This window comes from Paracoccus sp. KR1-242, assembly GCF_049446195.1.
GTDB classification, from domain to species: domain Bacteria; phylum Pseudomonadota; class Alphaproteobacteria; order Rhodobacterales; family Rhodobacteraceae; genus Paracoccus; species Paracoccus broussonetiae.
Genome location: NZ_JBMSED010000001.1, coordinates 557,508 through 581,096, shown reverse-complemented (window position 1 = coordinate 581,096; position 23,589 = coordinate 557,508). Strand labels below are relative to the sequence as shown.

At 64.8% G+C, this 23,589-nt stretch carries 23 protein-coding genes; 11 read left to right on the top strand and 12 right to left on the bottom strand.

Translation table 11 applies throughout. The annotated features are described in order from the left end of the window. Positions 1–87: 87 nt before the first annotated feature. Positions 88–1,764, top strand: a complete 1,677-nt coding sequence (locus tag ACO2Q4_RS02850; RefSeq protein ID WP_311760139.1) for a cytochrome c oxidase subunit I — start codon at positions 88–90, stop codon at positions 1,762–1,764. A 10-nt stretch (positions 1,765–1,774) separates the two neighbouring features. Continuing rightward, positions 1,775–2,272 (top strand): DUF2244 domain-containing protein, encoded by a 498-nt coding sequence (locus ACO2Q4_RS02845; protein WP_311760140.1) that lies wholly within the window; start codon positions 1,775–1,777, stop codon positions 2,270–2,272. 52 nt (positions 2,273–2,324) lie between these two features. On the opposite strand, the gene ACO2Q4_RS02840 is transcribed toward ACO2Q4_RS02845, so the two are convergent. Next, positions 2,325–4,814 carry a GcvT family protein gene (locus ACO2Q4_RS02840; protein ID WP_423317156.1) on the bottom strand — a complete coding sequence of 830 codons (2,490 nt, stop codon included), beginning with the start codon at positions 4,812–4,814 and terminating at the stop codon, positions 2,325–2,327. A 153-nt stretch (positions 4,815–4,967) separates the two neighbouring features. After that, positions 4,968–5,954, bottom strand: a complete 987-nt coding sequence (locus ACO2Q4_RS02835) for a 2-hydroxyacid dehydrogenase (RefSeq protein WP_311760171.1) — start codon at positions 5,952–5,954, stop codon at positions 4,968–4,970. Between the two features lie 174 nt (positions 5,955–6,128). Between ACO2Q4_RS02835 and ACO2Q4_RS02830 the strand changes: the two genes are divergently transcribed. After that, entirely contained in the window at positions 6,129–6,683 is a 555-nt protein-coding gene (locus tag ACO2Q4_RS02830; RefSeq protein ID WP_390908445.1) for an SH3 domain-containing protein, read from the top strand. A gap of 59 nt (positions 6,684–6,742) precedes the next feature. On the opposite strand, the gene ACO2Q4_RS02825 is transcribed toward ACO2Q4_RS02830, so the two are convergent. From ACO2Q4_RS02825 to infC, 5 genes are read right to left on the bottom strand one after another with little or no spacing between them, the layout of a single operon-like run. Next, a complete protein-coding gene (locus tag ACO2Q4_RS02825; RefSeq protein WP_311760143.1) occupies positions 6,743–7,177 on the bottom strand; it encodes a hypothetical protein in 435 nt (144 codons plus the stop codon). A 19-nt stretch (positions 7,178–7,196) separates the two neighbouring features. Beyond that, positions 7,197–9,233 carry a M3 family metallopeptidase gene (locus ACO2Q4_RS02820; RefSeq protein ID WP_423317154.1) on the bottom strand — a complete coding sequence of 679 codons (2,037 nt, stop codon included), beginning with the start codon at positions 9,231–9,233 and terminating at the stop codon, positions 7,197–7,199. Between the two features lie 31 nt (positions 9,234–9,264). Then, complete coding sequence (locus ACO2Q4_RS02815) at positions 9,265–10,326, bottom strand: HesA/MoeB/ThiF family protein (RefSeq protein ID WP_423317152.1); 1,062 nt, start codon at positions 10,324–10,326, stop codon at positions 9,265–9,267. A 4-nt stretch (positions 10,327–10,330) separates the two neighbouring features. Continuing rightward, complete coding sequence (dut, locus tag ACO2Q4_RS02810) at positions 10,331–10,792, bottom strand: dUTP diphosphatase (protein ID WP_311760146.1); 462 nt, start codon at positions 10,790–10,792, stop codon at positions 10,331–10,333. Positions 10,793–10,801: 9 nt separating this feature from the next. After that, positions 10,802–11,341 carry a translation initiation factor IF-3 gene (gene infC, locus ACO2Q4_RS02805; protein ID WP_390908447.1) on the bottom strand — a complete coding sequence of 180 codons (540 nt, stop codon included), beginning with the start codon at positions 11,339–11,341 and terminating at the stop codon, positions 10,802–10,804. A gap of 300 nt (positions 11,342–11,641) precedes the next feature. Between infC and ACO2Q4_RS02800 the strand changes: the two genes are divergently transcribed. The 5 genes from ACO2Q4_RS02800 to ACO2Q4_RS02780 all read left to right on the top strand — a co-directional run bounded on the left by ACO2Q4_RS02800 (position 11,642) and on the right by ACO2Q4_RS02780 (position 16,077). After that, positions 11,642–12,517, top strand: a complete 876-nt coding sequence (locus tag ACO2Q4_RS02800) for a glycosyltransferase family 2 protein (RefSeq protein ID WP_423317150.1) — start codon at positions 11,642–11,644, stop codon at positions 12,515–12,517. 161 nt (positions 12,518–12,678) lie between these two features. Then, the gene (gene fabA, locus ACO2Q4_RS02795) at positions 12,679–13,188 is read left to right on the top strand and encodes a bifunctional 3-hydroxydecanoyl-ACP dehydratase/trans-2-decenoyl-ACP isomerase (protein ID WP_423317148.1); all 510 of its coding nucleotides are present in this window, start codon (positions 12,679–12,681) and stop codon (positions 13,186–13,188) included. A 22-nt stretch (positions 13,189–13,210) separates the two neighbouring features. Further along, a complete protein-coding gene (fabB, locus tag ACO2Q4_RS02790; RefSeq protein ID WP_311760150.1) occupies positions 13,211–14,440 on the top strand; it encodes a beta-ketoacyl-ACP synthase I in 1,230 nt (409 codons plus the stop codon). A gap of 6 nt (positions 14,441–14,446) precedes the next feature. Then, positions 14,447–15,235 (top strand): enoyl-ACP reductase FabI, encoded by a 789-nt coding sequence (locus ACO2Q4_RS02785; RefSeq protein ID WP_311760151.1) that lies wholly within the window; start codon positions 14,447–14,449, stop codon positions 15,233–15,235. Further along, the gene (locus ACO2Q4_RS02780) at positions 15,235–16,077 is read left to right on the top strand and encodes an alpha/beta fold hydrolase (protein WP_423317145.1); all 843 of its coding nucleotides are present in this window, start codon (positions 15,235–15,237) and stop codon (positions 16,075–16,077) included. The genes ACO2Q4_RS02785 and ACO2Q4_RS02780 overlap by 1 nt, the downstream gene beginning before the upstream one ends. Here ACO2Q4_RS02780 and ACO2Q4_RS02775 read toward each other — a convergent pair. From ACO2Q4_RS02775 to ACO2Q4_RS02755, 5 genes are all read right to left on the bottom strand, one after another. Then, complete coding sequence (locus ACO2Q4_RS02775; RefSeq protein WP_311760153.1) at positions 16,074–16,241, bottom strand: hypothetical protein; 168 nt, start codon at positions 16,239–16,241, stop codon at positions 16,074–16,076. The genes ACO2Q4_RS02780 and ACO2Q4_RS02775 overlap by 4 nt on opposite strands. 95 nt (positions 16,242–16,336) lie before the next feature. Further along, entirely contained in the window at positions 16,337–17,350 is a 1,014-nt protein-coding gene (locus tag ACO2Q4_RS02770; RefSeq protein ID WP_423317142.1) for a hypothetical protein, read from the bottom strand. Between the two features lie 119 nt (positions 17,351–17,469). Then, complete coding sequence (locus ACO2Q4_RS02765) at positions 17,470–18,564, bottom strand: DUF475 domain-containing protein (protein WP_311760155.1); 1,095 nt, start codon at positions 18,562–18,564, stop codon at positions 17,470–17,472. A 186-nt stretch (positions 18,565–18,750) separates the two neighbouring features. Next, a complete protein-coding gene (locus ACO2Q4_RS02760) occupies positions 18,751–20,133 on the bottom strand; it encodes a sensor histidine kinase (protein WP_423317140.1) in 1,383 nt (460 codons plus the stop codon). Further along, positions 20,130–20,801: a response regulator transcription factor gene (locus tag ACO2Q4_RS02755; RefSeq protein WP_311760157.1), complete on the bottom strand. Its 672-nt coding sequence runs from the start codon at positions 20,799–20,801 to the stop codon at positions 20,130–20,132. Before ACO2Q4_RS02755 ends, ACO2Q4_RS02760 begins: the two co-directional genes overlap by 4 nt. A gap of 82 nt (positions 20,802–20,883) precedes the next feature. Between ACO2Q4_RS02755 and ACO2Q4_RS02750 the strand changes: the two genes are divergently transcribed. The 3 genes from ACO2Q4_RS02750 to ACO2Q4_RS02740 all read left to right on the top strand — a co-directional run bounded on the left by ACO2Q4_RS02750 (position 20,884) and on the right by ACO2Q4_RS02740 (position 23,589). Continuing rightward, positions 20,884–21,963, top strand: coding sequence for an ABC transporter substrate-binding protein (locus ACO2Q4_RS02750; protein WP_423317138.1), 1,080 nt, complete (start codon positions 20,884–20,886; stop codon positions 21,961–21,963). 193 nt (positions 21,964–22,156) lie between these two features. Then, on the top strand, positions 22,157–23,098 hold the full coding sequence (locus ACO2Q4_RS02745; RefSeq protein WP_395134992.1) for a Bug family tripartite tricarboxylate transporter substrate binding protein: 942 nt from the start codon (positions 22,157–22,159) through the stop codon (positions 23,096–23,098). After that, positions 23,095–23,589, top strand: coding sequence for a tripartite tricarboxylate transporter TctB family protein (locus ACO2Q4_RS02740; RefSeq protein ID WP_423317135.1), 495 nt, complete (start codon positions 23,095–23,097; stop codon positions 23,587–23,589). The genes ACO2Q4_RS02745 and ACO2Q4_RS02740 overlap by 4 nt, the downstream gene beginning before the upstream one ends.

The following is a 23,589-nucleotide window of genomic DNA, read 5'->3' as shown; positions in this document are numbered from 1 at the left end:
ATTGCCGGTCGCAAGATTGTGTTCTAGAACTTGAGCCGATTCCGTCGGCCCGAACGGCCGGCCCCGCGCATGTTTAGGGAGTTCAGCATGGCAGACGCAGCCGTTCACGGCCACGGAGACCATCATGACACCCGCGGTTTCTTCACCCGCTGGTTCATGTCAACAAACCACAAGGATATCGGTATCCTGTACCTGTTCACGGCTGGCGTTGTCGGCCTGATCTCGGTTGCGTTCACCGTCTATATGCGGATGGAGCTGCAGCATCCGGGTGTGCAGTACATGTGCCTTGAAGGGGCGCGGTTCATCTCGGATGCCTCGGCGGAATGTACGCCGAACGGCCATCTGTGGAACGTGCTGATCACCTATCACGGCGTCCTGATGATGTTCTTCGTGGTGATTCCGGCGCTGTTCGGCGGCTTCGGCAACTATTTCATGCCGCTGCATCTCGGTGCGCCGGACATGGCCTTCCCGCGCCTGAACAACCTCAGCTACTGGATGTATGTCTGTGGCGTCTGCCTGGGCATCGCCTCGATTCTTGCCCCCGGCGGCAGTGACCAGCCCGGCTCGGGCGTGGGTTGGGTGCTTTACCCGCCGCTTTCGACCAGCGAAGCCGGCTATTCGATGGACCTGGCGATCTTTGCCGTCCACGTCTCGGGCGCATCGTCGATCCTTGGCGCGATCAACATCATCACCACCTTCCTGAACATGCGCGCCCCCGGCATGACGCTGTTCAAGGTGCCGCTGTTCGCCTGGTCGGTCTTCATCACAGCCTGGCTGATCCTGCTGTCCCTGCCGGTTCTGGCGGGCGCGATCACCATGCTGCTGATGGACCGCAACTTCGGCACGCATTTCTTTGACCCGGCCGGCGGCGGCGACCCGGTGCTGTACCAGCACATCCTGTGGTTCTTCGGCCACCCCGAGGTTTACATCATCATTCTGCCGGGCTTCGGCATCATCAGCCACGTCATCTCGACCTTCGCGAAGAAGCCGATCTTCGGCTACCTGCCGATGGTGCTGGCGATGGCCGCGATCGGCATCCTGGGCTTCGTCGTCTGGGCGCACCACATGTACACGGCGGGCCTGTCGCTGACCCAGCAGAGCTATTTCATGCTGGCCACCATGACCATCGCCGTGCCCACGGGCATCAAGGTGTTCTCGTGGATCGCGACGATGTGGGGCGGCTCGATCGAGTTCAAGACGCCGATGCTTTGGGCCTTCGGCTTCCTGTTCCTGTTCACCGTCGGCGGCGTGACCGGCGTCGTGCTGAGCCAGGCGCCGCTGGACCGCGTCTATCACGACACCTATTACGTCGTGGCGCATTTCCACTATGTGATGTCGCTGGGTGCGGTCTATGCGATCTTCGCGGGCGTCTATTTCTGGATCGGCAAGATGTCGGGCCGGCAATATCCGGAATGGGCGGGCAAAGTTCACTTCTTTGCCATGTTCATCGGCTCGAACATGATCTTCTTCCCGCAGCACTTCCTGGGCCGTCAGGGCATGCCGCGCCGCTATATCGATTACCCGGTCGAGTTCGCCTATTGGAACAACATCTCGTCGATTGGCGCCTATATCTCGTTCGCTTCGTTCCTGTTCTTCATCGGGATCGTCTTCTACACGCTCTTCGCGGGCAAGAAGGTCGGTGTTCCGAACTACTGGAACGAGCACGCGGATACGCTGGAATGGACCCTGCCCTCGCCGCCGCCCGAACACACGTTCGAGACGCTGCCCAAGCGCGAGGACTGGGATCGCAGCCACGCGCATTGATCCTCAGGCCATGCCTTATGACTGGAAAGATACGGCCCCGGAGCAATCCGGGGCCGTTTCATATCGGCTCGAGGTCTGGCCACATCACTCGCTGCCCCGCCGGGGGTTCGTCTGGGTCATCGCCCTGACGGCGGCGGGGTTGGCGCTGCCGATGCTGTCGGTGATCGGCTCGGCCGTGTTGTGGGGCCTTCTGCCCTTTGCGCTGATCGCGATCTGGGGGCTGTGGCACGCGATCGAGCGCAGCTATCACACCGGCCCCCGGCTTGAAGTGCTGGAGCTGACGCGCAGCACGCTTGTCCTGACCCGCTCGGATCACGGCAAGCCGGATCGGGTCTGGCGGACCAATCCCTATTGGGTGCGTGCGGCGCTGCGCCAGGGTGGCCCGGTCGAGGATTACCTGGTCCTGACCGATGGCAAGCGCGAGATTGAACTGGGCGCCTACCTTTCCCCCGAGGAGCGGCGCGACCTGCACCTCGATCTGGATGCGCGGCTTGCGGCCCTGAGATAAAAAATGGGCCCGGCATGAACCGGGCCCAGTCGCGTCTCGGCAGGGGAGGGAATCAGCCGTCGACGCGGATTCTGGCGTTCTGGGGATCATAGGGACTGTCTTCAGTCACGACGGCATCCCATAGCTCGCGTTGTATGCGGACCTTGAGCCGTGTGCCCGGCTCGGCCAGGTCAGGGCGGACATAACCCATCCCAACGGACTTGCCGAAGGCCGCAGACCACCCGCCCGAGGTCAGGCGCCCGACCCGCGCACCGTCCAGGAACAGCCCTTCGCGGCCCCAGGGATCGGCATCGTCCGGCCCGTCGATCAGCAGTGTGACGCATTTCGAACGGATCCCCTTGTCAAGCATCGCCTGCTTGCCGCGGAAGTCCTTTTCAAGGTCGACGAAACGATCAAGCCCCGCTTCCAGCGGTGTCGCGTCGCGGCCCAACTCGGTCCCGAAGGCACGATAGGATTTCTCCTGCCGCAACCAGTTCTGGGCGCGTGCACCAACCAGCTTCAGCCCATGCTTCTCGCCGGCCCGGACCAGCTGGTCCCAAAGATAGCGGCCGAATTCGACCGGGTGATGCAACTCCCAGCCCAGCTCGCCCGTATAGGCGACCCGAATCGCGCGGACGGGACACATGCCAAGCTCGATATTGCGCATCGACAGCCAGGGAAAACGCTTGTTGCCCAGGACGGTCGCGGGATCAGCGTCCCGGACGATCTCGGCCAGGATGTCACGGGATTTCGGCCCCGCGATCGCAAAGACACCCCATTGCGTGGTGATGTCCTGCACAAGGATCTGGCCAAGCTCGGCGGTCTTGTCCTCGGCCAACTTTCGCAGATTGTCGCCGTCGTAATCCGCCCAAGCGCCGGCCGAAATCAGGTAATAGTCGTCCTCGGCCAGCCGGACGATGGTGTATTCCGTCCGGGTGGTGCCGGTCTCGGTCAGTGCATAGGTCAGGTTGATGCGCCCGACCTTCGGCAGCTTGTTGGTTGTCAGCCAGTCAAGGAAGGCCGTCGCACCCGCACCGCTGACGCGATGCTTGGCAAAGGCCGAGGCGTCGATCAGACCCGCGCTGTCACGGATCGCGCGCGCCTCGTCCGCGGCATATTGCCACCAGCCCCCACGGCGGAAACTGCGGCTGGCATGGTCGTCGAAACCGGCGGGAGCGTAATAGTTCGGGCGCTCCCAGCCGTTCACCTGCCCCATCTGGGCGCCAGCCGCGATCTGGCGGTCATAGGCAGGGGCGGTGCGCAGCGGACGCGCGGCTTCGCGCTCTTCATCGGGGTGGTGCAGGACGAAGACATGCTCATAGCTTTCCTCGTTCTTCTTTGCGGCATATTCGGTGGTCATCCAGCCCCCGAAGCGCCGAGGATCAAGGCTTGCCATGTCGATCTCGGCCTCACCCTCGATCATCATCTGGGCGAGGTAATGGCCGGTGCCGCCTGCGGCAGTGATCCCGAAGCTGAAGCCCTCGGCCAGCCACATGTTGCGCAGACCCGGCGCCGGACCGACCAGCGGGTTGCCGTCGGGCGTATAGCAGATCGGGCCGTTGAAATCGTCCTTGAGCCCCACCGTCTCGGAGGTCGGGATCCGGTGGATCATCGACATGTATTCTTCCTCGATCCGCTCCAGATCCAGCGGGAACAGATCGGCCCGGAAGCTGTCGGGAACGTCATACAGGAAGCGCGCGGGGGCATTGCGTTCATAGGGGCCAAGAATCCAGCCGCCGCGCTCCTCGCGCACATACCATTTCGCATCGGCATCGCGCAGGACCGGATGTTCGGGATTGCCTTCGGCCCGCCATTTGACCAACGCGGGATCCGGCTCGGTCACGATATACTGGTGCTCGACCGGAATGGCGGGGATCTTGATCCCCAGCAGCCGCGCCGTGCGCTGCGCGTGGTTTCCGGTAGCGGTCACGACATGTTCGGCATGGATCTGGAAGACCTCGCCCGAGGGCACCAGGTTGCCGCCCTTCTCGACCATGCGCTCGCAGGTGACGACCCATTCGTCGCCAGTCCAGAAATAGCCATTCACCTGAATGCGACGCTCGATGGCGCAGCCGGCCATGCGCGCGCCCTTGGCCATCGCCTGGGTGACATCAGCCGGGTTGATATAGCCGTCGGTCGGATGGAACAGCGCGCCCTTGAGATCTTCGGTGCGGACCAGTGGCCAGCGTTCCTTAATCTGCGCGGGCGTCAGGAATTCATGCTCGACCCCCACGGTTTCGGCGGTCGCGGAATACAGCATGTATTCGTCCATCCGAGCGTCGGTTTGCGCCATGCGCAGGTTTCCGCAGCGGGTAAAGCCCGCGTTCAAACCCGTCTCGGCCTCCAGTCCGGCGTAAAGCCTGACCGAATAGTCATGGATGTGGCTGGTCGCGTAACCCATGTTGAACAACGGCAAAAGACCGGCGGCATGCCATGTGGACCCGGCCGTCAGCTCGTCGCGCTCGACCAGCAGGGTGTCCCAGCCGGCACGCGCCAGATGCAGCGCGATGCCGCAACCGACGGCCCCGCCTCCGACCACAAGGGCCTTCACATGGGTTTTCATGGCAAGCGACTCCTATATGCGCGAGCTGTCTCAGGGCGAGTTGTGGCAGAGCGTCAGTCGGCAAGCAGGTCGCCCGCGACATTTTCATGTCGAAAAACGACATGACGCATTTAGCCGATGAAAGCGACGCATCGGGTGCGGCGCCGCAAAGGGTCACAGCATCGAGGGGACGACCAGATCCGGCGGCCGATGGCCGTCCGCATAGGTCTTGATGTTGATGAGAACCTTTTCCCCCATCTCGATCCTGCCCTCGATCGTGGCCGAGCCCATATGCGGCAGCAGGACCACGTTGGGCAGCTCGCGCAGGCGGGGATTGATCTCGTGCCCGTGTTCAAAGACATCAAGGCCCGCGCCCGCGATCTCGCCTGCGCGCAGCATCCGGGTCAGGGCATTCTCGTCGATCACCTCGCCGCGCGAGGTGTTCACCACCACCGCAGTCGGCTTCATCAGCTTCAGGCGGCGCGCGTTCAGCAGGTGAAAGGTCGAGGGCGTATGCGGTGCGTTCACGCTGACGATGTCCATCCGCGCCAGCATCTGGTCCAGGCTTTCCCACCAGGTCGCCTCCAGCCCGGCCTCGACGTCGGGGCGCAGGCGGCGGCGGTTGTGATAGTGGATCTGCATCCCAAAAGCCCGGGCGCGGCGCGCGACCGCCTGCCCGATCCGGCCCATGCCCAGGATGCCAAGGCGCCGTCCCCCCAGACGGCCCCCAAGGTGCGAGGTCGGCGACCACCCCTGCCAGCGCCCGGCCTGCATCTCGGCCATGCCCTCTGGCAGGCGGCGCGTCACCGCAAGCATCAAGGCCAACGTCATGTCGGCCGTGTCCTCGGTCACGACGCCCGGCGTGTTCGAGACCAGGATGCCGCGCTGACGGGCCGACTGCACGTCAATGTGATCAAAGCCCGCGCCATAGTTCGCGATCAGCTTCAGCCGCTCACCAGCCTGGGCCAGCATGCTTGCATCGATCCTGTCGGTGACGGTCGGCACAAGCACGTCGCTGTCCTGCATGGCCGCAACCAGCGCTTCACGCGACATCCTCAGATCGTCGCTGCGCAGGACCACGTCGAACAGTTCCGACATCCGCGTCTCGACCGCCTCGGGCAGTCGCCGCGTTACCGTCACCCTCAGCCTGCCGCGTTGCATTTCCACTGCTGGCATGACGCTCCCTCCCCCCGTGTTGGCCGACCTCTCTTCCAAAAGCGGGCGGCCTTTGGCAAAGTGCCTGCGATGCGGGGCGGGCACAAGACCCCGGAAAAGCGGGACGGGCAGATGCGACTTGATGGGCTTAGGCTGTGTGCGGCGGCATTGGCCGCTGGAATGTTGATGGGCGGCGCAGCCTTGGCCCAATCCACCGATCCGGGCGAGAACCTGGATGCCAAGGAACTTCCCTCGGTCTCGGCGGATGCCGAGATCAGCCGGAACCCGGATGGAGAGACGGATCCCGGTCGCGGCCCCGTTACCAACCTGCCCTTGCCGCGCTATGTCAGCCTGAAGGGCAGCGAAGGCAATGCGCGGCGCGGACCCAGCCTGTCGCACCGGATCGATTGGGTCTTCCGCCATGCCGGGATGCCATTGCGCGTCGTCGCAGAATTCGGCCATTGGCGCCGGGTCGAGGATCAGGACGGCGCCGGGGGCTGGGTGCATTATTCGCTGCTGTCTGGCGTGCGCACCGCGATCGTGCGCAAGGACATGCTGGAGCTGCTCGCAAAGCCAGACGAACACAGCAATGTCGTCGCCCGCGCCGAGGCTGGCGCCATCGTCCGCCTACATGAATGCAACATGGACTGGTGCCGCGTGTCAGGCGGAGGCGAAAAAGGCTGGGTGCCGAAATCCACGATCTGGGGCGTCGACCGCGACGAGATCAGGGAATAGCTGAAGGGTTTCGGGCCGCCCCGACGGGCGACCCGCTTCTGTGCGGGCCTGATCCAGCGTTACATGGCCTGTCCAACCAGCGAGCTGCTGCTGGCGGATGCCTTCATGCACTGGAAATAGGTCAGCGTGATCGAGTTCTCTTCGATCCTCAGCGTTCCATCCGGGCTCCGCTGCAGGTTGACGACCCGGTTCCCGGCGGCGGGCGAGCCTTCGCAGGCCAGCGTCACGCGGGTTTGGTTGACCTGCTGCTCGGATGAGACAACCGTGCAGGTCGCGCTGGGGAAGATGAACTTGTTGCCGTCGATCACCAGGCTCTTGTCGCTGGTGGTGTCGCCGCAGTTCGAACGAAGCAGGTTGTAGGTGCCGTTCAGCGCGCTTGACTGCGCCATCGGGCCAGGGGTGTCCTGGGGCGTTACGGGGCCAGCCTGATCGCAGGCTGCGACCCCTGCCAGCACGACAACGGCGGCAAGGGCATAAAGTCTCTTCACAGTCATGTCCGGTTCTCCCGTTGAATCAGGAAGCAACGTCCAGAAGGTCGCGTCCTTTCAACAAAGCGTGAACCCCCGGTTTTCGTTCCCTGAATTTCAACCAAAGTTCGTCAGCGGGTGCAGAATCTCCTTTGGACAGGATCCACTGCTCCAGTTTCGCGGCGATTTCGGGGTCAAAGGCGTCGCCTTTTTCCATGAAAGCCTCGAACGCGTCGGCATCCATGACCTCGGACCACATATAACTGTAATAGCCTGACGAGTATCCGTCGCCCGAGAAGACATGGGCGAAATGGGGCGTCGCGTGGCGCATCGGGATTGCAGAAGGGGCCCCCAAACCGGCCAGGATCTCGGCCTGGCGCGCCATCGGATCTGTGGGTGGCTCACCCCGGTGAAAGGCCAGGTCTACCAGCGCGCTTTCCAGGTATTCGACCGTGGCAAAGCCCTGATCGGCATTCCGCGCCGACAGGATGCGTTCGCGCAGCGCGGCGGGCATCGGCGCGCCGGTGGTCGCGTGGCGGGCGTGGCGATCCAGCACCTCGGGCTGTTCCAGCCAATGTTCGAAAAGCTGGCTCGGCAGTTCCACGAAGTCGCGCGCCACCGACGTCCCCGAGATCGACGGCCAGGACACGTCCGACAGGATATGGTGCAGCGCATGGCCGAATTCGTGGAACAGCGTATGCGCGTCATCCCAGCTGAGATAGGCGGGCGCACCCTTTTCCTCGGGCGGGGTGAAATTGCACACGTTGACGACGATGGGGCGTTCGCCCCCGCCGATCGCATGCTGCTGCTGCAGGGACGAACACCATGCCCCCGACCGCTTACCGGGGCGCGCGAAGTAATCACCCAGGAAGACCGCCATGTGCTTGCCGTCGCGGGTGATTTCCCACGCCCGGGCATCCGGCGACCAAAGCGGGGCCTGAACCTCTTGCGCCTCCAACCGGAACAGGCGATGCGCGGTTTCAAAGACCGCGCCGATCATCGCATCCAGCGTCAGGTAAGGTTTGATCTCGGCCTCATCCAGGTCGTGTTCGGCCTTGCGGCGCCGTTCGGCGTAATAGCGCCAGTCCCAGGGTTCCAGTGCCCCATTGATGCCATCCTCGTTCAGCATCCGGCCCAGCTTGTCGGCATCGGCCTCGGCCCGAAGACGGGCAGCGGACCAGACTTGGGACAGCAGTGCCTCGACCGTTTCGGCGTTCCCAGCCATCTCGGGCTCCAGCTTGTAGCTGGCGAAATCCTGATAGCCGAGCAGGCGGGCGCGTTCATGGCGCAGTTTCAGGATTTCTGCGGCAATCGGGCGGTTGTCCGTGCTGGCCCCGCCTGCCCCGCTGCCATCGCCGCGCGCCGTCCAGGCCCGCCAGGCGGTTTCGCGCAGCGCGCGGTCCTGCGCATATTCCAGGAAGGGCACAATAAGCGACCGGCTGAGCGTGACGATCTGGCCCTCAAGCCCGCGTTCCCGCGCTGCCGCGCGCATCGACCTGACCAGCCAATCGGGCAGTCCCGCCAGCCCGGAATCGGGGATGGTCAGCGTGAAGTCGCGTTCATCGGTCAGCACGTTCTGCGCAAAATCGGTGGAAAGGACCGCCAGCCTTTCGCGGATCGCCGCCATGCGGGCGCGGGCATCGCCGGTCAGCCCTGCCCCGGCGCGACGCAAGCCGCGCAGGGTCAGTTCGGTCAGGCGCCGATCCTCGGGCGAAAGCTCGTCCCGGTCCTGCATGATCGCCTCGACCCGGTCGAACAGGCGCGGGTCCATGCTGACCTTGCTGCCATGCGCAGCCAGCCGGGGCGCGATCTGACGCTGCAACTCTTCCCGAGCGGGATTTGAATCTACGCCCGCCAGGTTGAAGAAGATGGCACAAAGCCGGTTCAGCGGCTCTTCGGCCGTTTCAAGGGCCGCGACGGTATTCTGGAAGCTGGGAGGGGCGGCATTGGCCGCGATCGATTCGACCGCCTCGCCAGCCAGCCGCAGGCATTCGTCGAAGGCCGGAGCAAAGTCCTCGTCCCGGATCAGGTCGAAACGCGGCAGGCCAAGCGGGCCGGTCCAGTGGGTCAGTTCGGGATTCATGCGCGCCTCCATTGCGGTCGGCGCGAGTCTTTCACCCTTGGGGGAAATGTCCAGAGCCGCAGACCGGGCAATCGGCGCGCCGTGCCAGCTTCACGACGCGGTTCTCGCCCCAAAGGCCGTCGAAGATCATCATCCGCCCACGCAGCGGCTGGCCGGCACCGGCGATGATCTTGATCGCCTCCAGCGCCATCATGCTGCCAATGACCCCCGGCAATGGACCGACGACGCCGGCCTCGGCGCAGGCGGGGGCAAGTCCGGGGGCAGGCGCTTGCGGAAAGATGCAGGCCATGCAGGGCGCGTCCCGCTTTGGATCCCAGACGGTGACCTGCCCCTCCCATTGCGCGATCGCGCCTGCGATCAGGGGCACGCCTGCCGCGACGCAGGCCCCGTTGATCGCCTGGCGCGCGGCAAAGCTGTCCGTGCCATCGATCACCAGGTCATGGTCCGAGATCAGCCCGGCATCGGCCTGGGAAATGCGGCGTTCCAGCGCGGTGACGGTGACATGCGGGTTCAGCGCCAGCATGGCGTCGTGCGCGGCCCCGGCCTTGGGCCGCCCGTCATCGCTGGCGCGAAAGATCACCTGGCGTTGCAGGTTCGAGATGCTGACCCGGTCGTCATCGGCGACCGTGATCCGCCCGACTCCGGCCGCGGCCAGATACAGGCAGACCGGCGCGCCAAGCCCGCCCGCGCCCACGATCAGGACGCGCGCGCGGCGAAGTGCCGCCTGCCCCGGACCACCTAGTTCCCGCAGCACGATATGGCGCGCATAGCGGTCAAGTTCGGCATCGGACAGCGGACCCGAGGGGCTGACGGAGGAAGGTTCGGAATTCGGCTCGGACACGCGATTCGCCTTTCTGTGCAGATGCCGCAGCACCGCACGATAGCCGACGACCAGCAGAACGACACCACCGCCCAGCAGCCACAGACGCGCGTCGCCCCCGGCCATGCGGGCAAAAGCCGAACCGGGTGCAAGCGCCAGGACCGCCACGACCGCCCCCCAAAGCAGCGCGACGACGCCGCCGCCGCTTCCGCGCGGCCAGCCAAAAGCGGCCCCCGCGACAAGCACGGCAGCCATCAGCAACAGGATGAGCATGGAATCAGGCCCGGCCGGTCGAGCCGAAACCGCCCGCGCCGCGCGCGGTATCTTCCAGCACCTCGGCGGTCACATAACGTGCACGCGTCACCGGGGCGACGACCGCCTGCGCGATCCGCTCTCCATGCTGGATCGCATAGGGCTGCTGGCCAAGATTGATCATGATGACACCCAAAGGACCGCGATAGTCGCTGTCGATGGTGCCGGGCGTGTTGGGCAGCGTGACCCCGTGCTTCAGCGCAAGGCTGGATCGCGGGCGCACCTGCATCTCATAGCCTTCGGGGATCTGGACGCGCAGGCCGGTCGGAACCAGCCGGATCTGGCCGGGCTGAAGGACAAGCTCTGCCCCGCCCAGATCGGCGCGCAGGTCAGCCCCTGCCGAACCAGAGGTCTGGTATTCGGGCAATGGCAGCGCCTGATCGGCGCCCGGTTCACGCAGAACCAGAATCGTCACATCCGCTGCCATCGTCCTGCCTTATTTGGGGGCGATCATCATCACCATCTGACGCCCTTCAAGCTTGGGCATCGACTCGATCTTTCCCGCCTCGCCGACATCGCCGGCCACGCGGTTCAGAAGCTCAAGCCCAAGCTGCTGGTGCGCCATTTCGCGCCCGCGGAAGCGCAGGGTCACCTTGACCTTGTCGCCCTCGTCCAGGAACTTCATGACCGAGCGCATCTTGACGTCGTAATCGTGGGTATCGGTTCCGGGGCGGAACTTGATCTCCTTGATTTCGATGATCTTCTGCTTCTTGCGCGCCTCGGCCTCGCGTTTTTGCTGTTCGTACTTGAACTTGCCGAGATCCATGATCTTGCAGACCGGGGGCACGGCATTGGGCGAAATCTCGACCAGGTCCAGCCCGGCTTCCTGTGCCAGCTCCAGACCGCGCGCAGGTGTGACGACGCCGATGTTTTCACCTTCCGCGCCGATCAGGCGGATTTCGGCGACTCGGATTCGTTCGTTGACGCGGGGGCCGGTGTCACGGGTGGGCGGAGCGTTATGCGGTCTGCGGGCTATGGCTGTCTTCCTTATATCGCCGGAGCTTTGCGCGGTTAAATAGCCCTGCAAAACGCGTATTTCAACCGGATTCGCGCAGGAATTCGGCTGTTTCGGCGGCGACGGGCCTGCTTCTGGCCCGAGGGCTCGACCCGACTTTACCACAGACGGACGGACATGCCATAGAGGCTCCGATGGGAACATCCTGACGGAGAACGCCATGTGGTTCCTTGCCGGTCCGGCAATGACGAAACCCGCTGCGCCAGACCACCGGTCCCCGAGCGCTGACCCGACCCAACCCGAATTGCGGGGTGTCGGGCAATGACACACCAGACCTTGGTCGACTTCCTCAAGGACTCGCCCGACCGGCTTCAGAAGGGGCCGATCGCGATTCTTTTGATCGAGGATGCGATCGCCGTCGGACACACGCTGGCGCATCACCTGAAATGCGGCTTCCGGCTGATCCTTGCGCTTTCCGCCGACCCCCTGCCCCCCCATGTCCTGCCCGAAGAGGCAGAGGGGCGCATCGTCAACCTGAAATTCGACACGCGCGGCCAGGATGCCCATGTCCGGGCGGTCAACGCGGTCCTGGACGTCGCGCCGCCGGACATATGGATGTATTACGGCTACAACGCCGAGTTCCTGTTCTATCCGTTCTCGGAAAGCCGCACCGTGGGCGAGATGCTGGCCTTCCACACCGAGGAGCGGCGACGGGCGATGCTAAGCTATGTCGTCGATCTTTACGCCCCGGACCTGCACCGCTTCCCCGATGCCGTCAGCATCAACGAGGCAATGTTCGACCGTTCGGGCTATTTCGCGCTGGGTCGCGCCGACCGCGACGGCAAGCAGCTGGATCGCCAGCTGGATTTTCATGGCGGCCTGCGCTGGCGGTTCGAGGAACACATTCCCGCTGACCGTCGCCGGATCGACCGGATTTCACTGTTCCGTAGCCAGCCAGGCCTGCGGCTTCTGTCCGACCACCGCTTCAACGTTGCGGAATACAACACCTATTCCTGCCCTTGGCACCACAATCTGACAGCTGCGGTCGCGTCGTTCCGCGTGGCCAAGGCCCTGGCGCGCAACCCCGGATCTCGTCAGCAGATCGAGACATTCGCCTGGCGCAACTCGCAACCCTTCCGTTGGCAGTCGCAGCAGTTGATGGACTTCGGCCTGATGGAGCCGGGGCAATGGTTCTGACCCAACCGCGACACTGCATCGCGTCCCGAGACGCTGCCTGTGGGCCTGCGGCCCTTGCACCTTTGCGGGCGTGAATGATAGACCCGGCCAAGGTTTCGCGCCGGGTTCCCCGATGCGGCTGCCGTTTGACGCCATGTCGGATCGAGGGAGAATAGACGCGCATGACGATGACCCGGACAAGCTTTGACAAGGAAGATCTGCTGGCCTGCGCCCGCGGAGAGCTGTTCGGCCCCGGCAATGCGCAATTGCCCGAGCCGCCGATGCTGATGATGGACCGCATCACCGAGATCTCGGCCGATGGCGGAACCCATGGCAAGGGCCATGTCGTGGCCGAATTCGACATTACCCCCGACCTGTGGTTCTTCGCCTGCCACTTCCCCGGCAATCCGATCATGCCCGGCTGCCTTGGCCTTGACGGGCTCTGGCAGCTGACCGGCTTCAACCTTGGCTGGCGCGGCTGGCAGGGCCGCGGCTATGCACTTGGCGTGGGCGAGGTCAAGCTGACCGGCATGGTCCGCCCGGATCGCAAGCTGCTGCGCTATCATGTAGACTTCACCAAGGCGGTGCAGACCCGTCGCCTGACCATGGGCGTCGCCGACGGCCGCGTCGAGGCTGATGGCGAAGTCATCTACCAGGTCAAGGACATGAAAGTCGCGCTGTCGGAAAGCTGACTTCGAATTCAGGAGAACGCCCATGCGCCGCGTCGTCGTCACTGGTCTAGGCATCGTTTCCAGCATCGGAAACGACAAGAACGAGGTCCTTGCCGCGTTGAAGGCCGGAAAATCCGGCATCACCGCCAATGAGGACATGAAGGAATACGGTTTCCGCAGCCAAGTCGCCGGCGCGGTCAAACTGGACATCAAGGAACATGTCGACAAGCGCCTGCTGCGCTTCATGGGCCCCGGCGCGGCCTATGCCTATATCGCCATGCAGCAAGCCATCGCGGATGCGGGGCTTGAGGAAACGGATATCGTCAATCCGCGCACCGGCCTGATCGCCGGGTCCGGCGGGCCGTCGACCTCCAGCATGTTCGCGGCGCACCAGACGGTGCTGACATCGGGCGCGCCCAAGCGCATCGGCCCCTTCGCGGTGCCGAAATGCATGAGCTCGACGATCTCGGCGAACCTGTCCACGGCCTATCGTATCAAGGGCGTGAACTATTCGATCACCTCGGCCTGCTCGACCTCGCTGCATTGCATCGGGAACGCGGCCGAGCAGATCGCGATGGGCCGGCAGGACATCATGTTCGCGGGCGGCGCCGAGGAACTGGACTGGACGCTCAGCTGCCTCTTCGACGCGATGGGCGCGATGTCCTCGAAATTCAACGACCAGCCGGAAAAGGCCTCGCGCGCCTTTGACGCGAACCGGGACGGCTTCGTCATCTCGGGCGGTGGCGGCATCCTCGTGCTTGAGGAACTGGAACACGCCAAGGCGCGCGGTGCCAAGATCTATGCCGAAGTGACCGGCTATGCCGCGACCTCTGACGGGCATGACATGGTGGCCCCTTCGGGCGAAGGCGGCGAACGCGCCATGCGCCTTGCGCTGGAAACGCTGCCGCAAGGACGCAAGGTCGGGTATATCAACGCACATGGCACCTCGACCCCCGTGGGCGACGTGGGTGAAGTCGAGGCCGTGCGCCGCGTCTTTGGCCTGGGCGCGACGCCCCCGATCTCGTCCACCAAGTCGATGACCGGCCACAGCCAGGGCGCGACCGGCGCACAAGAGGCGATCTATTGCCTTCTGATGCTGGAAAACGATTTCATCGCCCCCTCGATCAATGTCGAGACGCTGGACGCCGCAATTCACGAACGTGAAATCGCGACGAAGCTTGTCGAAAACGCCGGGCTTGATACGGTGATGACCAATTCCTTCGGCTTCGGCGGCACGAACGGTTCGATGCTGCTGTCCAAGTATATCGGATAATCGACCATGACAGACTTGATGAAGGGGAAGCGCGGCCTTGTGATGGGGGTCGCGAATGACCGCTCGATCGCGTGGGGCATCGCCAAGGCGCTGGCCGACCAGGGCGCGGAGCTGGCCTTTTCATACCAGGGCGACGCCTTCGGCAAGCGGGTCGAACCGCTGGCGCAATCGGTCGGATCGGATTTCCTGCTGGACGTGAATGTCCTTGACGACGCGTCGCTGGATGCGGCCTTCGATCAGATCGGGCAACGCTGGGGCAAGCTGGACTTCCTAGTCCATGCCATCGCCTTTTCCGACAAGAACGAGCTGACCGGTCGCTTCGTAGATACCTCGCGCGAGAACTTCAAGAACTCGCTGACCATCTCGTGCTATTCGCTGGTCGACGTGGCGCGCCGCGCGCGTCCGCTGATGACCGATGGTGGCTCGATCATCACCCTGACCTATGGCGGGTCGAACCGGGTGACGCCCTTCTACAACGTCATGGGCGTGGCCAAGGCGGCGCTGGAATCGGCGGTCCGTTACCTGGCCAACGACCTCGGCCCCGAAAACATCCGCGTCAACGCGATCAGCCCCGGCCCGATGAAGACGCTGGCTGGCGCGGCCATCGGTGGCGCGCGCAAGACCTATCGCCATACCGAGGCGAACGCCCCCCTGCGCGCCAATGCCACGCTGGAAGCGATCGGCGGCACTGCTGTCTGGCTGTGTTCGGACTGGGGGGCCTGCACCACGGGCGAAACCGTGCTGGTCGATGGCGGCTATCACATCCTTGGGATGCCGCAATCGGAAAACCTGTGATGGAACCGCGCCACTTCGTCGCGGGGGATGGCGCGCGCCTTGCCTTTCGCGACGAGGGCGAGGGGCTGCCGATTCTGGCCCTGTCCGGGCTGACGCGGACGGGGGGCGATTTCGACTATGTCGCGCCGCTGCTGGACGGGGTCAGGCTGATCCGCCCCGACTATCGCGGCCGGGGCGCGTCGGACTGGACGGGCGCCGACAGCTATACCGTCCAGCAAGAGGCGCGCGACGCGCTGGACCTGCTCAACCATCTTGAGATCGAGCAGGCGGCGATCCTGGGCACATCGCGCGGTGGGCTGATCGGCATGTATCTGGCCGCCACCTCGGGCAACCGGTTGCATGGGCTTTGCCTGAACGATGTCGGCCCCATGCTGGCGCGCGCAGGGCTTGAAAAGATCAAGGATTACGTCGGCCGCAATCCTGCCGCCCGCAGCCATGCCGAACTGGCCGCCAAGCTGCCCAAGCTGATGCCCGAATTTCGCAACGTGCCCGCCAGCCGCTGGCTGGCCGAGGCACTGCGCCATTACCGCGAAACGCCCGAGGGTCTGAAGATCACCTATGATCCGGCGCTGCGCGACGCCACGCTTTCGGCCTTTGGCGGACCGGATATCGACCTGTGGCCACTGTTTGACACCATGCGGGATCTTCCGCTGGCACTGATCCGGGGTGGCAATTCCGACCTGCTGTCAGCCGAGGTCGCGACCGAAATGCAGCGCCGCCGTCCCGACATGATCTTTGCCGAGGTTCCCGATCGCGGCCATATCCCCTTCCTGGACGAGCCGCCGGCGCTGCAGGCGATCCGCGAATGGCTTTTGCTGATCCGCCAGGGATCGCGCGCCTAGTTCGCGGTGGCCGCACCCACGGTCGCGCCCGCGACGGCACCGACCGGGCCGCCGACCACGGCACCCCCGATGCCTCCGGTCGCGGCGCGTTCGGTCGGGTTATCCCCGCATCCCGCAAGGATCAGCATCGCGCCCCCGATCAGGGCTGCAGACAGGATCTTCATGGTGGTATCCTTTCCGTTTTCTGCTAGCGGCGGTTAGCCGCTTCCTGAAAAGGACGCGGAAAGGGCGGGTCGGGTTCCCTGCAGGCAGTCCGACCCTACAGCCCGGTCAGGGGCTGGCTGGTGACGACCTCCCACACGATTTCCTGCATTCGCCGCGCAAGTTCGGGCGAAGGCGCGCGCGCCGGGGTGCCGTCCGCGTGCATCAACTGGCGCGGCAAGCCGACCGGACTTTTGCCATAGATGACCGCGTAATGCGTCAGCGCGACAAGATAGAAGCCAAGGTCGTTCGGATGGATCGGATCAAGGCTGCCATCGGGCTGGCGACCGAACAGGTCCTCGCGGCTTTTCAGTTCGGCGATACCGCCCTTGGCCTCGGCCTCGGTCACCAGACGGGCCATGACCTGCCCCGCCGGGATCAGCCAGACCGGACGGCCCGCCGCGCGAGTTGCCGACCACAGAAGCTGGCTCCACAACTGGTCCAGATCTTGCGGCAAGCGCGCCAGCCAGTCCGGTTTCGCGTCCAGCCGGGGCCATGTCTCATACAGGAAGACCTGCACGTCCGGGTTGTCGGCCACCGCCTCGGCCGCCCATTTGCCGGCATAGGTGATCGCGTCCTTGTAAAGGATCGCATCCCTCAGATCGACCATTTCGGTCATGACGAAGGCGGCGTAGTCGCGACTGGCCAGCGCCTTGTGGGCGTCGCGGTAATGGGGCGTGGCATTTTCCTGCGCGAAGCCATTGATGGTCTCACCCGGTTCGAAATGCTCGCGAAGCGCCGTGCCCCAGCCCAGTTGCAGGGCATAATCATGCCCGGCAAGCTGCGCCAGCATCGCCGGCATGTCCCGTCCGACCAGGCTGTGGCCAAGGTGATAGACCGGGATCGGGCCGTCCGGCAGGATGCGCTTCTGTTCGTAAAGGGACAGGACATCCTGCCCGCTGTCATGGGCGGGCATGGCCTGCGGCATCATGCGCCATGATCCGAACGCGATCATCGCCAGCGCGGCGGCGATCAGTCCTGCGCGGGGCACCCAGCCGCCCCGCCAGCGAAAGGCCAGATAGAGCGCGGCCAGAACCGCAAGCGCAAGAATCAGGAAGGTCACGTAACGCACGTAAATTACTCGTTCAAAAGAAACACCGGGGCCATGTTACACCGCCCTGTCGCGCGCGGGCAGAAAAAAGGCCGCCCCCGCTGTCCGGGGACGGCCAATGTCGTTGCGATGGCGAACGATCAGCCCTTTGCCACCCGCTTGCGGTTCCAGCGGATCGAGGACCAGAGCGAGATGCCGATCAGCGTCGCGCCGCCAAGGCCGGTGATGACCTCGGGGATATGCATCAGCGGCTGGATGAACATGATGATCGACAGTGCGATGATCGCGTAGAACGCGCCATGCTCAAGGAAGCGGTATTCGGCCAGGGTGCCGCGCTCGACCAGCATGATGGTCATCGAGCGGACATACATCGCGCCGATGCCAAGGCCGATGGCGATGACGAACAGGTTGTGGGTCAGCGCGAACGCACCGATCACGCCGTCGAAGCTGAACGAAGCATCCAAAACCTCAAGATACAGGAACGCGCCCAGACCACCCTTGGCACCCGCCTGCAGCGTCTGTTTCTGCGTGCTGTCCAGAAGCCCGCCCAGAACCTCGACCAGCAGGAAGGTCAGAAGACCCCAGATCGCCGAGCGGAAGAAGATCTCGGATTCCGCCTCGCCCAGGAAGCGCGAGAAGATCAGGACGGTGACCAGCACGACCGCGACCTCGATGCCGCGGATGGTGGCGTAGCGGGTCATCTTGTCTTCCAGCCAGCGAACCCAGTGCACGTCCTTTTCATGGTCGAAGAAGAACGACAGGCCGACCATCATCAGGAAGGTGCCGCCGAAGGCCGCGATGGGCAGGTGAGCGTCGTGCATGATCGCGGAATACTGGTCGGGCTGGGTCGCAGCCAGAACCATCGCTTGCCAGGGGCCGATATTGGCAGCGATCACGACGATCAGCAGAGGGAAGACGATCCGCATGCCGAATACGGCAATGATGATACCCCAGGTCAGGAAGCGGCGCTGCCAGGCCGGGGTCATGTCCTTCAGCTTGTTCGCGTTGACGATGGCGTTGTCGAAGCTGAGCGAGATCTCAAGCACCGCGAGAACGGCACAGATGAAAAAGACGGACAGCGTCCCGCCGACCGTGCCGGTCGATTGCCACCCCAGCACCGCGCCCAGCGCCAGGCCTATGGCCGTGACGATGAAGGACCAGCGGAAATAGCTGAGGGTGGATGATTGGGCTCCATTCGCGGTTCCCCCCGCGAGAGGGTTGCTTCCTTGCTGCATGATAAGACTAGGGTCCAGGCGGCTGGTAAAAGATCGATGCCGACATCACGAACGTGCCGCCACGTTTCGCCAGAGGGGCCCGGACACCAAACTGTATTCACGAAAACGCGAATGGCGGGAAAATGGGGGCTCCATTCGCAGAACGCAAGCCTGATCTTCCAGTTTTGCGCTATCAGCGCTTTCGGATCACGCGTCGGACAGCGGAAAACGGATGCGGGCGCAAAGGCCCCTGCCCCCTTTTCCATCATGAAGACCAAGCGCCCCGCCGAAAAGTCGTGCGATTTCCTCGACAACCGGCAGGCCAAGCCCCATGCCCGGTCCATGCGTGCGGCCACGGGCAAAACGGCTGATCGCGGCGCTTCGCGCCTCGGCCGGGATGCCGGGTCCGTCATCCTCGACCTCCAGAATCGCCGAATCGCCTTCGCGACGGGCTCGGACGGTGACGACAGCGCCCGGCCCGGTATGCAGAAGCGCGTTCGCGATCAGGTTCTGCAGCGCCTCGCCCAGAAGCAGCGGCTCGGCCCGGACCGAAAGAGCGCCTTCCTCGCCCTCATAGCCCAGATCTATGCCGGCCTCGGCGGCTTCGGGGATCCGCTCGGCGGTCTGGGCGCGGGCAAAGCCGGCCAGGTCCAGCGTTCCATGCGAACGCCCCGACGCGGCATCGACACGGGCAAGCAGCAGCAGTTGCGCCAGGATCCGTTCGGCATGGGCGACCGCGGCATCGCCCTTGGCCGCCGCCGCCTGCGCGTCCCCAAGGTTCGAGGCGCGGGCGGCCAGCGCAAGCTGGGTGCGGACCACGGCCAAGGGCGTGCGCAATTGATGCCCGGCATTGCCACTGAAGTTCCGCAGCCCGTCCAGTGCCGATTTCAGCCGCGACATGAACAGGTTGATCGTCCCGACCAGACCGCGCACCTCGGACGGGACCGGCGTCTCGACCGGGCTCAGGTCGTCGGGACTTCGTTCAGCAATGGCGTCGCCCAGCCGATACAGCGGCCGAAGCGAAATCGTGACCGCCAGCGCGACAATCGCCGCCGCACCCAGGATCATCAGCGAAAGCCGCAGGGCCGAGCGCATCATGATGGCACGCGTCAGTTCGACCCGCGCCTTGGTGGTCTCGGCCACGGTCACGACAAAGGGCACCTCGTCGATCCCGGTCGAAGCCGCGCGCGCAAGGCTGGCGACGCGCACCGGCTCGCCCCGGAAAACGCCGGTCGAAAAGGCCGGATCTCCCCCCTGCACGGCATTCGCCACGGGCAGATCGTCATAGCCCGTCACGACGTGGCCGGGCGGTCCATCGACCCGGTAAAAGACACGGTCCTCGGCAGCGGAGCTCAGCATTTCCAGCGCGCCATAGGGAATGTCGATGGCGATAAGCCCGTTGTCATCCAACGAGGCGCGTTCGGCGATCACCAGCGCCGACCCGGCCAGCACACGGTCGGCCAGCGCGGTCGCCATGCGTTCAGCCTCGCTCCGGGTGTCAAGCAGCGCCAATACGCCAAGTGCCGCTGTCGCCACCAGCAGCCAGACCAGCAGGCGGCGCCGGATCGAGAATGGCCCGCGCCGCGTCACGGCGAGGCCCGGTCAAGGTAATATCCGATCCCGCGCGCGGTCCGGACGGTCAGGCCCGCAGGCGCAAGGCGCTTGCGAAGGCGGCTGACATATTGCTCGATCGCATTGGCGGACAGGTCATCCTCCAACGAGGTCAGGGATTGCACGATGGCTTCGCGCGGCACCACCTTGCCCGCGCGGGTAATCAGCAGTTCCAGCAGCCCCCGTTCCCGCGCCGGCAGGTCCAGAAGCTGCCCTTCGACCAGAAAGCTGCGGCTGTTCTGGTCGAAACTCAATCCGCCGAAGCTGACGGTCGCATTGCGCAGGCCCGCCTGTCGCCGCAGCAGCGAGCGGATCCGCGCCTCGAACTCGCCGATGTCGAAGGGCTTGATCAGATAGTCGTCCGCGCCAAGATCCAGCCCGCGCACCCGTTCCTCGGGTGAACCGCGCGCGGTCAGGATCATCACCGCGGCCGTGTTCCGTCGGCCGCGCATGGCGCGCAGCACCTCGAGCCCGTCCATCTGCGGCAGGTTCAGATCAAGGATGACCAGATCGAAGCTTTCGGCCGCCGCCAGCGCCTCGGCAGAGGCCCCGTCATGGACCACGTCCACGGCATAGCCCGCCTGCCGAAGCAGCGCCGAAAGCCCTTCAGCCAGCGAAAGATTGTCCTCGACCAGCAAGATGCGCACGCCCGTCCTCCCTTACCGGCAGAACCTAGCCTCATGCGCGGCGCTTGTGAACGGCGCCGGGCTGGGGCAATCTTGGCCGATCATGCGCCTGCCCGCCCTATTGCCAGCAATCGCTGCCTTCCTTGCGCTTTCTGTCGCAACCTCGGGGGCGCAGACGGTCCTGTTTCCCGCCCCTTCCGGCACCTCGGCGCGGGAAATCGTCGTCTATTCCTCGCTCGACAACGACCTGGCCGCGCCCCTGCTGCAGGCGTTTCAGGCCCGGCATCCGGATCTGGCGGTGCGCTATGACAACCTGCTGACCGGCGAGTTGCATGAACGCATCGTGCGCGAGACGCGCCAGGGCACCGGCACGGCGGATTTCGCCTTTTCATCGGCGATGGACCTGCAGATCAAGCTGGCGAATGACGGCTTTGCCCGCGCGGTCGTAACGCCCGACACGCCGGACTGGCCGGATTGGGCGAACTGGCGGGACACGGCCTATGCCCTGACATTCGAACCCGCGGTCTTTGCCTATCACAAGCCCAGCTTTGCCGGACAGGAACCGCCCGCCACCCGCGCGGATCTGGTGCGCTGGATCGCGGGGCATCCAGATCAGGCGCGGGGGCGGATCGGTACCTATGACATCGCCCGCTCTGGCGTGGGTTATCTGTTCATGGCGCGCGACCAGGAACTTTACCCCGGCATCTGGTCGGTGGTGCAGGCGATGGGACGCGCGGGCGTCCAGCAATTCCCGACCAGCAGCGCCCTGCTTGAGCGGATCTCGGACGGCAGGCTGGCGATCGGATACAACCTTCTGGGTTCTTATGCGGCGGATTGGGCGCGGCGGCATCCCGATGTCGGGCTGATCTTGCCGCGCGATTTCACCGTCGTCGTCTCGCGCGTAGCGCTGGTTCCCGCGGCGGCGCGCCACCCCGAACTGGGGGCCGAGCTTCTGTCCTTTCTGATGTCCCCCGAGGGGCAGACCCTGCTGTCACGGACACTGCGCCTGTCCGCCGTCAGCCTTGAGGTTGCGGGGCAGCAAAGTCCTGCGGGCGGGATGCAGGACCTGGCCGGGTTGCGGCTGAAGCCGGTGCCGGTCAGTCCGGGGCTTCTGGCCTATCTGGATCAGGCAACGCGGGCCAAGCTGCTGGCCCGCTGGACCGAGGCCATTTCGGGGCGCTGACCCCCCGCTTCTGATTTTTTCGCGCCATGTCAGGTTCGTGACAGGTTCCTGTGGTGGAACTGTCGCCGGATCGGTCCCTGTGCCGATCCGGGAGGATGCCCGGCGCTTTGGGAGAAGCGCGGGTTTCTGATCAGAACAAGACTTATGCGACCGCTCCGGCATCGACCGTCGCGGCGCCTTGCGGAGGAATGTCATGAAGCACTTCGTTCTCGCCAGCCTGTTTGCCGGCGCCGTCGCCATGCCCGCCCTGGCCGACTATACCATCATCGCGCCTGCCAACCCCGGCGGTGGCTGGGACCAGACCGCGCGCACCATGCAAACCGTCCTGCAAGAGGAAGGCATCTCGAAATCGGTGCAGGTCCAGAACGTCCCCGGCGCGGGCGGCACCATCGGCCTTGCGCAATTCGCCAGCCAGAACAAGGGCAACCCGGACGCACTGATCGTCGGCGGCTATGTCATGGTGGGCGCCATCCTGACCAACAATTCGCCCGTCTCGCTGAAGGACGTGACCCCGATCGCGCGCCTGACCGGCGAGTATGAGGCGATCGTGGTCCCCGCTGCCTCGCCCATCAAGGACATTGCCGGTCTGGTCGAGGCGCTGAAAGCCGATCCGGGTGCTGTCAGCTGGGCAGGTGGCTCGGCCGGTGGCACCGACCACATTGCCGTGGGCCTGATCGCCAAGGCTGCGGGCGTCGATCCGACCAAGATCAACTACATCGCCTATTCCGGCGGTGGCGAGGCGCTGGCCGCGATCCTTGGCAACCAGGTGACGGCAGGCATTTCCTCGCTGGGCGAATTCGATGCGCAGATCAAGGCGGGCACCCTGCGCCTGCTGGCCGTCTCGTCCCCCGAGCGTGTCGAGGGCGCCGACGCCCCGACCCTGAAGGAGGCCGGGCTGGACGTCGAACTGCAGAACTGGCGCATGGTCGCCGCCGCTCCGGGCCTGTCGGACGAACAGAAGGCCAAGGTGACTGCCGACATCGAGAAGATGGTGAAATCCGAAAACTGGCAGAAACAACTGGCCGACAAGGGCTGGTCGGACACCTATCTGGCCGGTCCCGAATTCGACACCCAGCTTGAGAAGGACGTCTCCTCGACGCAGACCGTCCTCAAGGACATCGGTCTGGTGAAATGAGCGCAAGCGACCCGAAAATGCCGCGCCGCCGTGATACGGCGGCGCTTGCCATCGCCGCTGGCCTCGCCATCGTTGCGGGCGTGATGCTGTGGGACAGCGCGCGCCTTGCCGATCTTGGCGGCTATTCCGGTGTGGGTCCGGCCAGCGTACCGCGCGTCGTCGCCTTCGGCCTGCTGGGCCTGGCCTTCTGGACCGTGATTGCAGCGGTGAAGGGCGATTTTCCCGACCGCCCCGCGCAGAACATCCCGCCGGTCCTGTGGATCGTGGCCGGTCTGGCCGCGCAACTTCTGCTGCTGCACGCCGCGGGCTTCTCGATCGCGACGGGCGTCCTGTTCGCCTTCACCGCGCGGGCCTTCGGCAAGCGCAATCTGGCGATGACAATCCCGGTGGGCATCGTCTTCTCCTTTGCCGTCTGGGTGGTCTTTGCCCAGCTTCTGATGCTGCACCTGCCTGCAGGGCCGCTTGAACATCTGTTTTTCCCGGGGGGCTGA

Bases quoted from the DNA above. Each gene is read 5' to 3' on its own strand.
- ACO2Q4_RS02850 (WP_311760139.1), top strand. From the start codon at position 88: ATGGCAGACGCAGCCGTTCACGGCCACGGAGACCATCATGACACCCGC.
- ACO2Q4_RS02845 (WP_311760140.1), top strand. From the start codon at position 1,775: ATGCCTTATGACTGGAAAGATACGGCCCCGGAGCAATCCGGGGCCGTT.
- ACO2Q4_RS02840 (WP_423317156.1), bottom strand. From the start codon at position 4,814: ATGAAAACCCATGTGAAGGCCCTTGTGGTCGGAGGCGGGGCCGTCGGT.
- ACO2Q4_RS02835 (WP_311760171.1), bottom strand. From the start codon at position 5,954: ATGCAACGCGGCAGGCTGAGGGTGACGGTAACGCGGCGACTGCCCGAG.
- ACO2Q4_RS02830 (WP_390908445.1), top strand. From the start codon at position 6,129: ATGTTGATGGGCGGCGCAGCCTTGGCCCAATCCACCGATCCGGGCGAG.
- ACO2Q4_RS02825 (WP_311760143.1), bottom strand. From the start codon at position 7,177: ATGACTGTGAAGAGACTTTATGCCCTTGCCGCCGTTGTCGTGCTGGCA.
- ACO2Q4_RS02820 (WP_423317154.1), bottom strand. From the start codon at position 9,233: ATGAATCCCGAACTGACCCACTGGACCGGCCCGCTTGGCCTGCCGCGT.
- ACO2Q4_RS02815 (WP_423317152.1), bottom strand. From the start codon at position 10,326: ATGCTCATCCTGTTGCTGATGGCTGCCGTGCTTGTCGCGGGGGCCGCT.
- dut (WP_311760146.1), bottom strand. From the start codon at position 10,792: ATGGCAGCGGATGTGACGATTCTGGTTCTGCGTGAACCGGGCGCCGAT.
- ACO2Q4_RS02800 (WP_423317150.1), top strand. From the start codon at position 11,642: ATGACACACCAGACCTTGGTCGACTTCCTCAAGGACTCGCCCGACCGG.
- fabA (WP_423317148.1), top strand. From the start codon at position 12,679: ATGACGATGACCCGGACAAGCTTTGACAAGGAAGATCTGCTGGCCTGC.
- fabB (WP_311760150.1), top strand. From the start codon at position 13,211: ATGCGCCGCGTCGTCGTCACTGGTCTAGGCATCGTTTCCAGCATCGGA.
- ACO2Q4_RS02785 (WP_311760151.1), top strand. From the start codon at position 14,447: ATGACAGACTTGATGAAGGGGAAGCGCGGCCTTGTGATGGGGGTCGCG.
- ACO2Q4_RS02780 (WP_423317145.1), top strand. From the start codon at position 15,235: ATGGAACCGCGCCACTTCGTCGCGGGGGATGGCGCGCGCCTTGCCTTT.
- ACO2Q4_RS02775 (WP_311760153.1), bottom strand. From the start codon at position 16,241: ATGAAGATCCTGTCTGCAGCCCTGATCGGGGGCGCGATGCTGATCCTT.
- ACO2Q4_RS02765 (WP_311760155.1), bottom strand. From the start codon at position 18,564: ATGCAGCAAGGAAGCAACCCTCTCGCGGGGGGAACCGCGAATGGAGCC.
- ACO2Q4_RS02750 (WP_423317138.1), top strand. From the start codon at position 20,884: ATGCGCCTGCCCGCCCTATTGCCAGCAATCGCTGCCTTCCTTGCGCTT.
- ACO2Q4_RS02745 (WP_395134992.1), top strand. From the start codon at position 22,157: ATGAAGCACTTCGTTCTCGCCAGCCTGTTTGCCGGCGCCGTCGCCATG.
- ACO2Q4_RS02740 (WP_423317135.1), top strand. From the start codon at position 23,095: ATGAGCGCAAGCGACCCGAAAATGCCGCGCCGCCGTGATACGGCGGCG.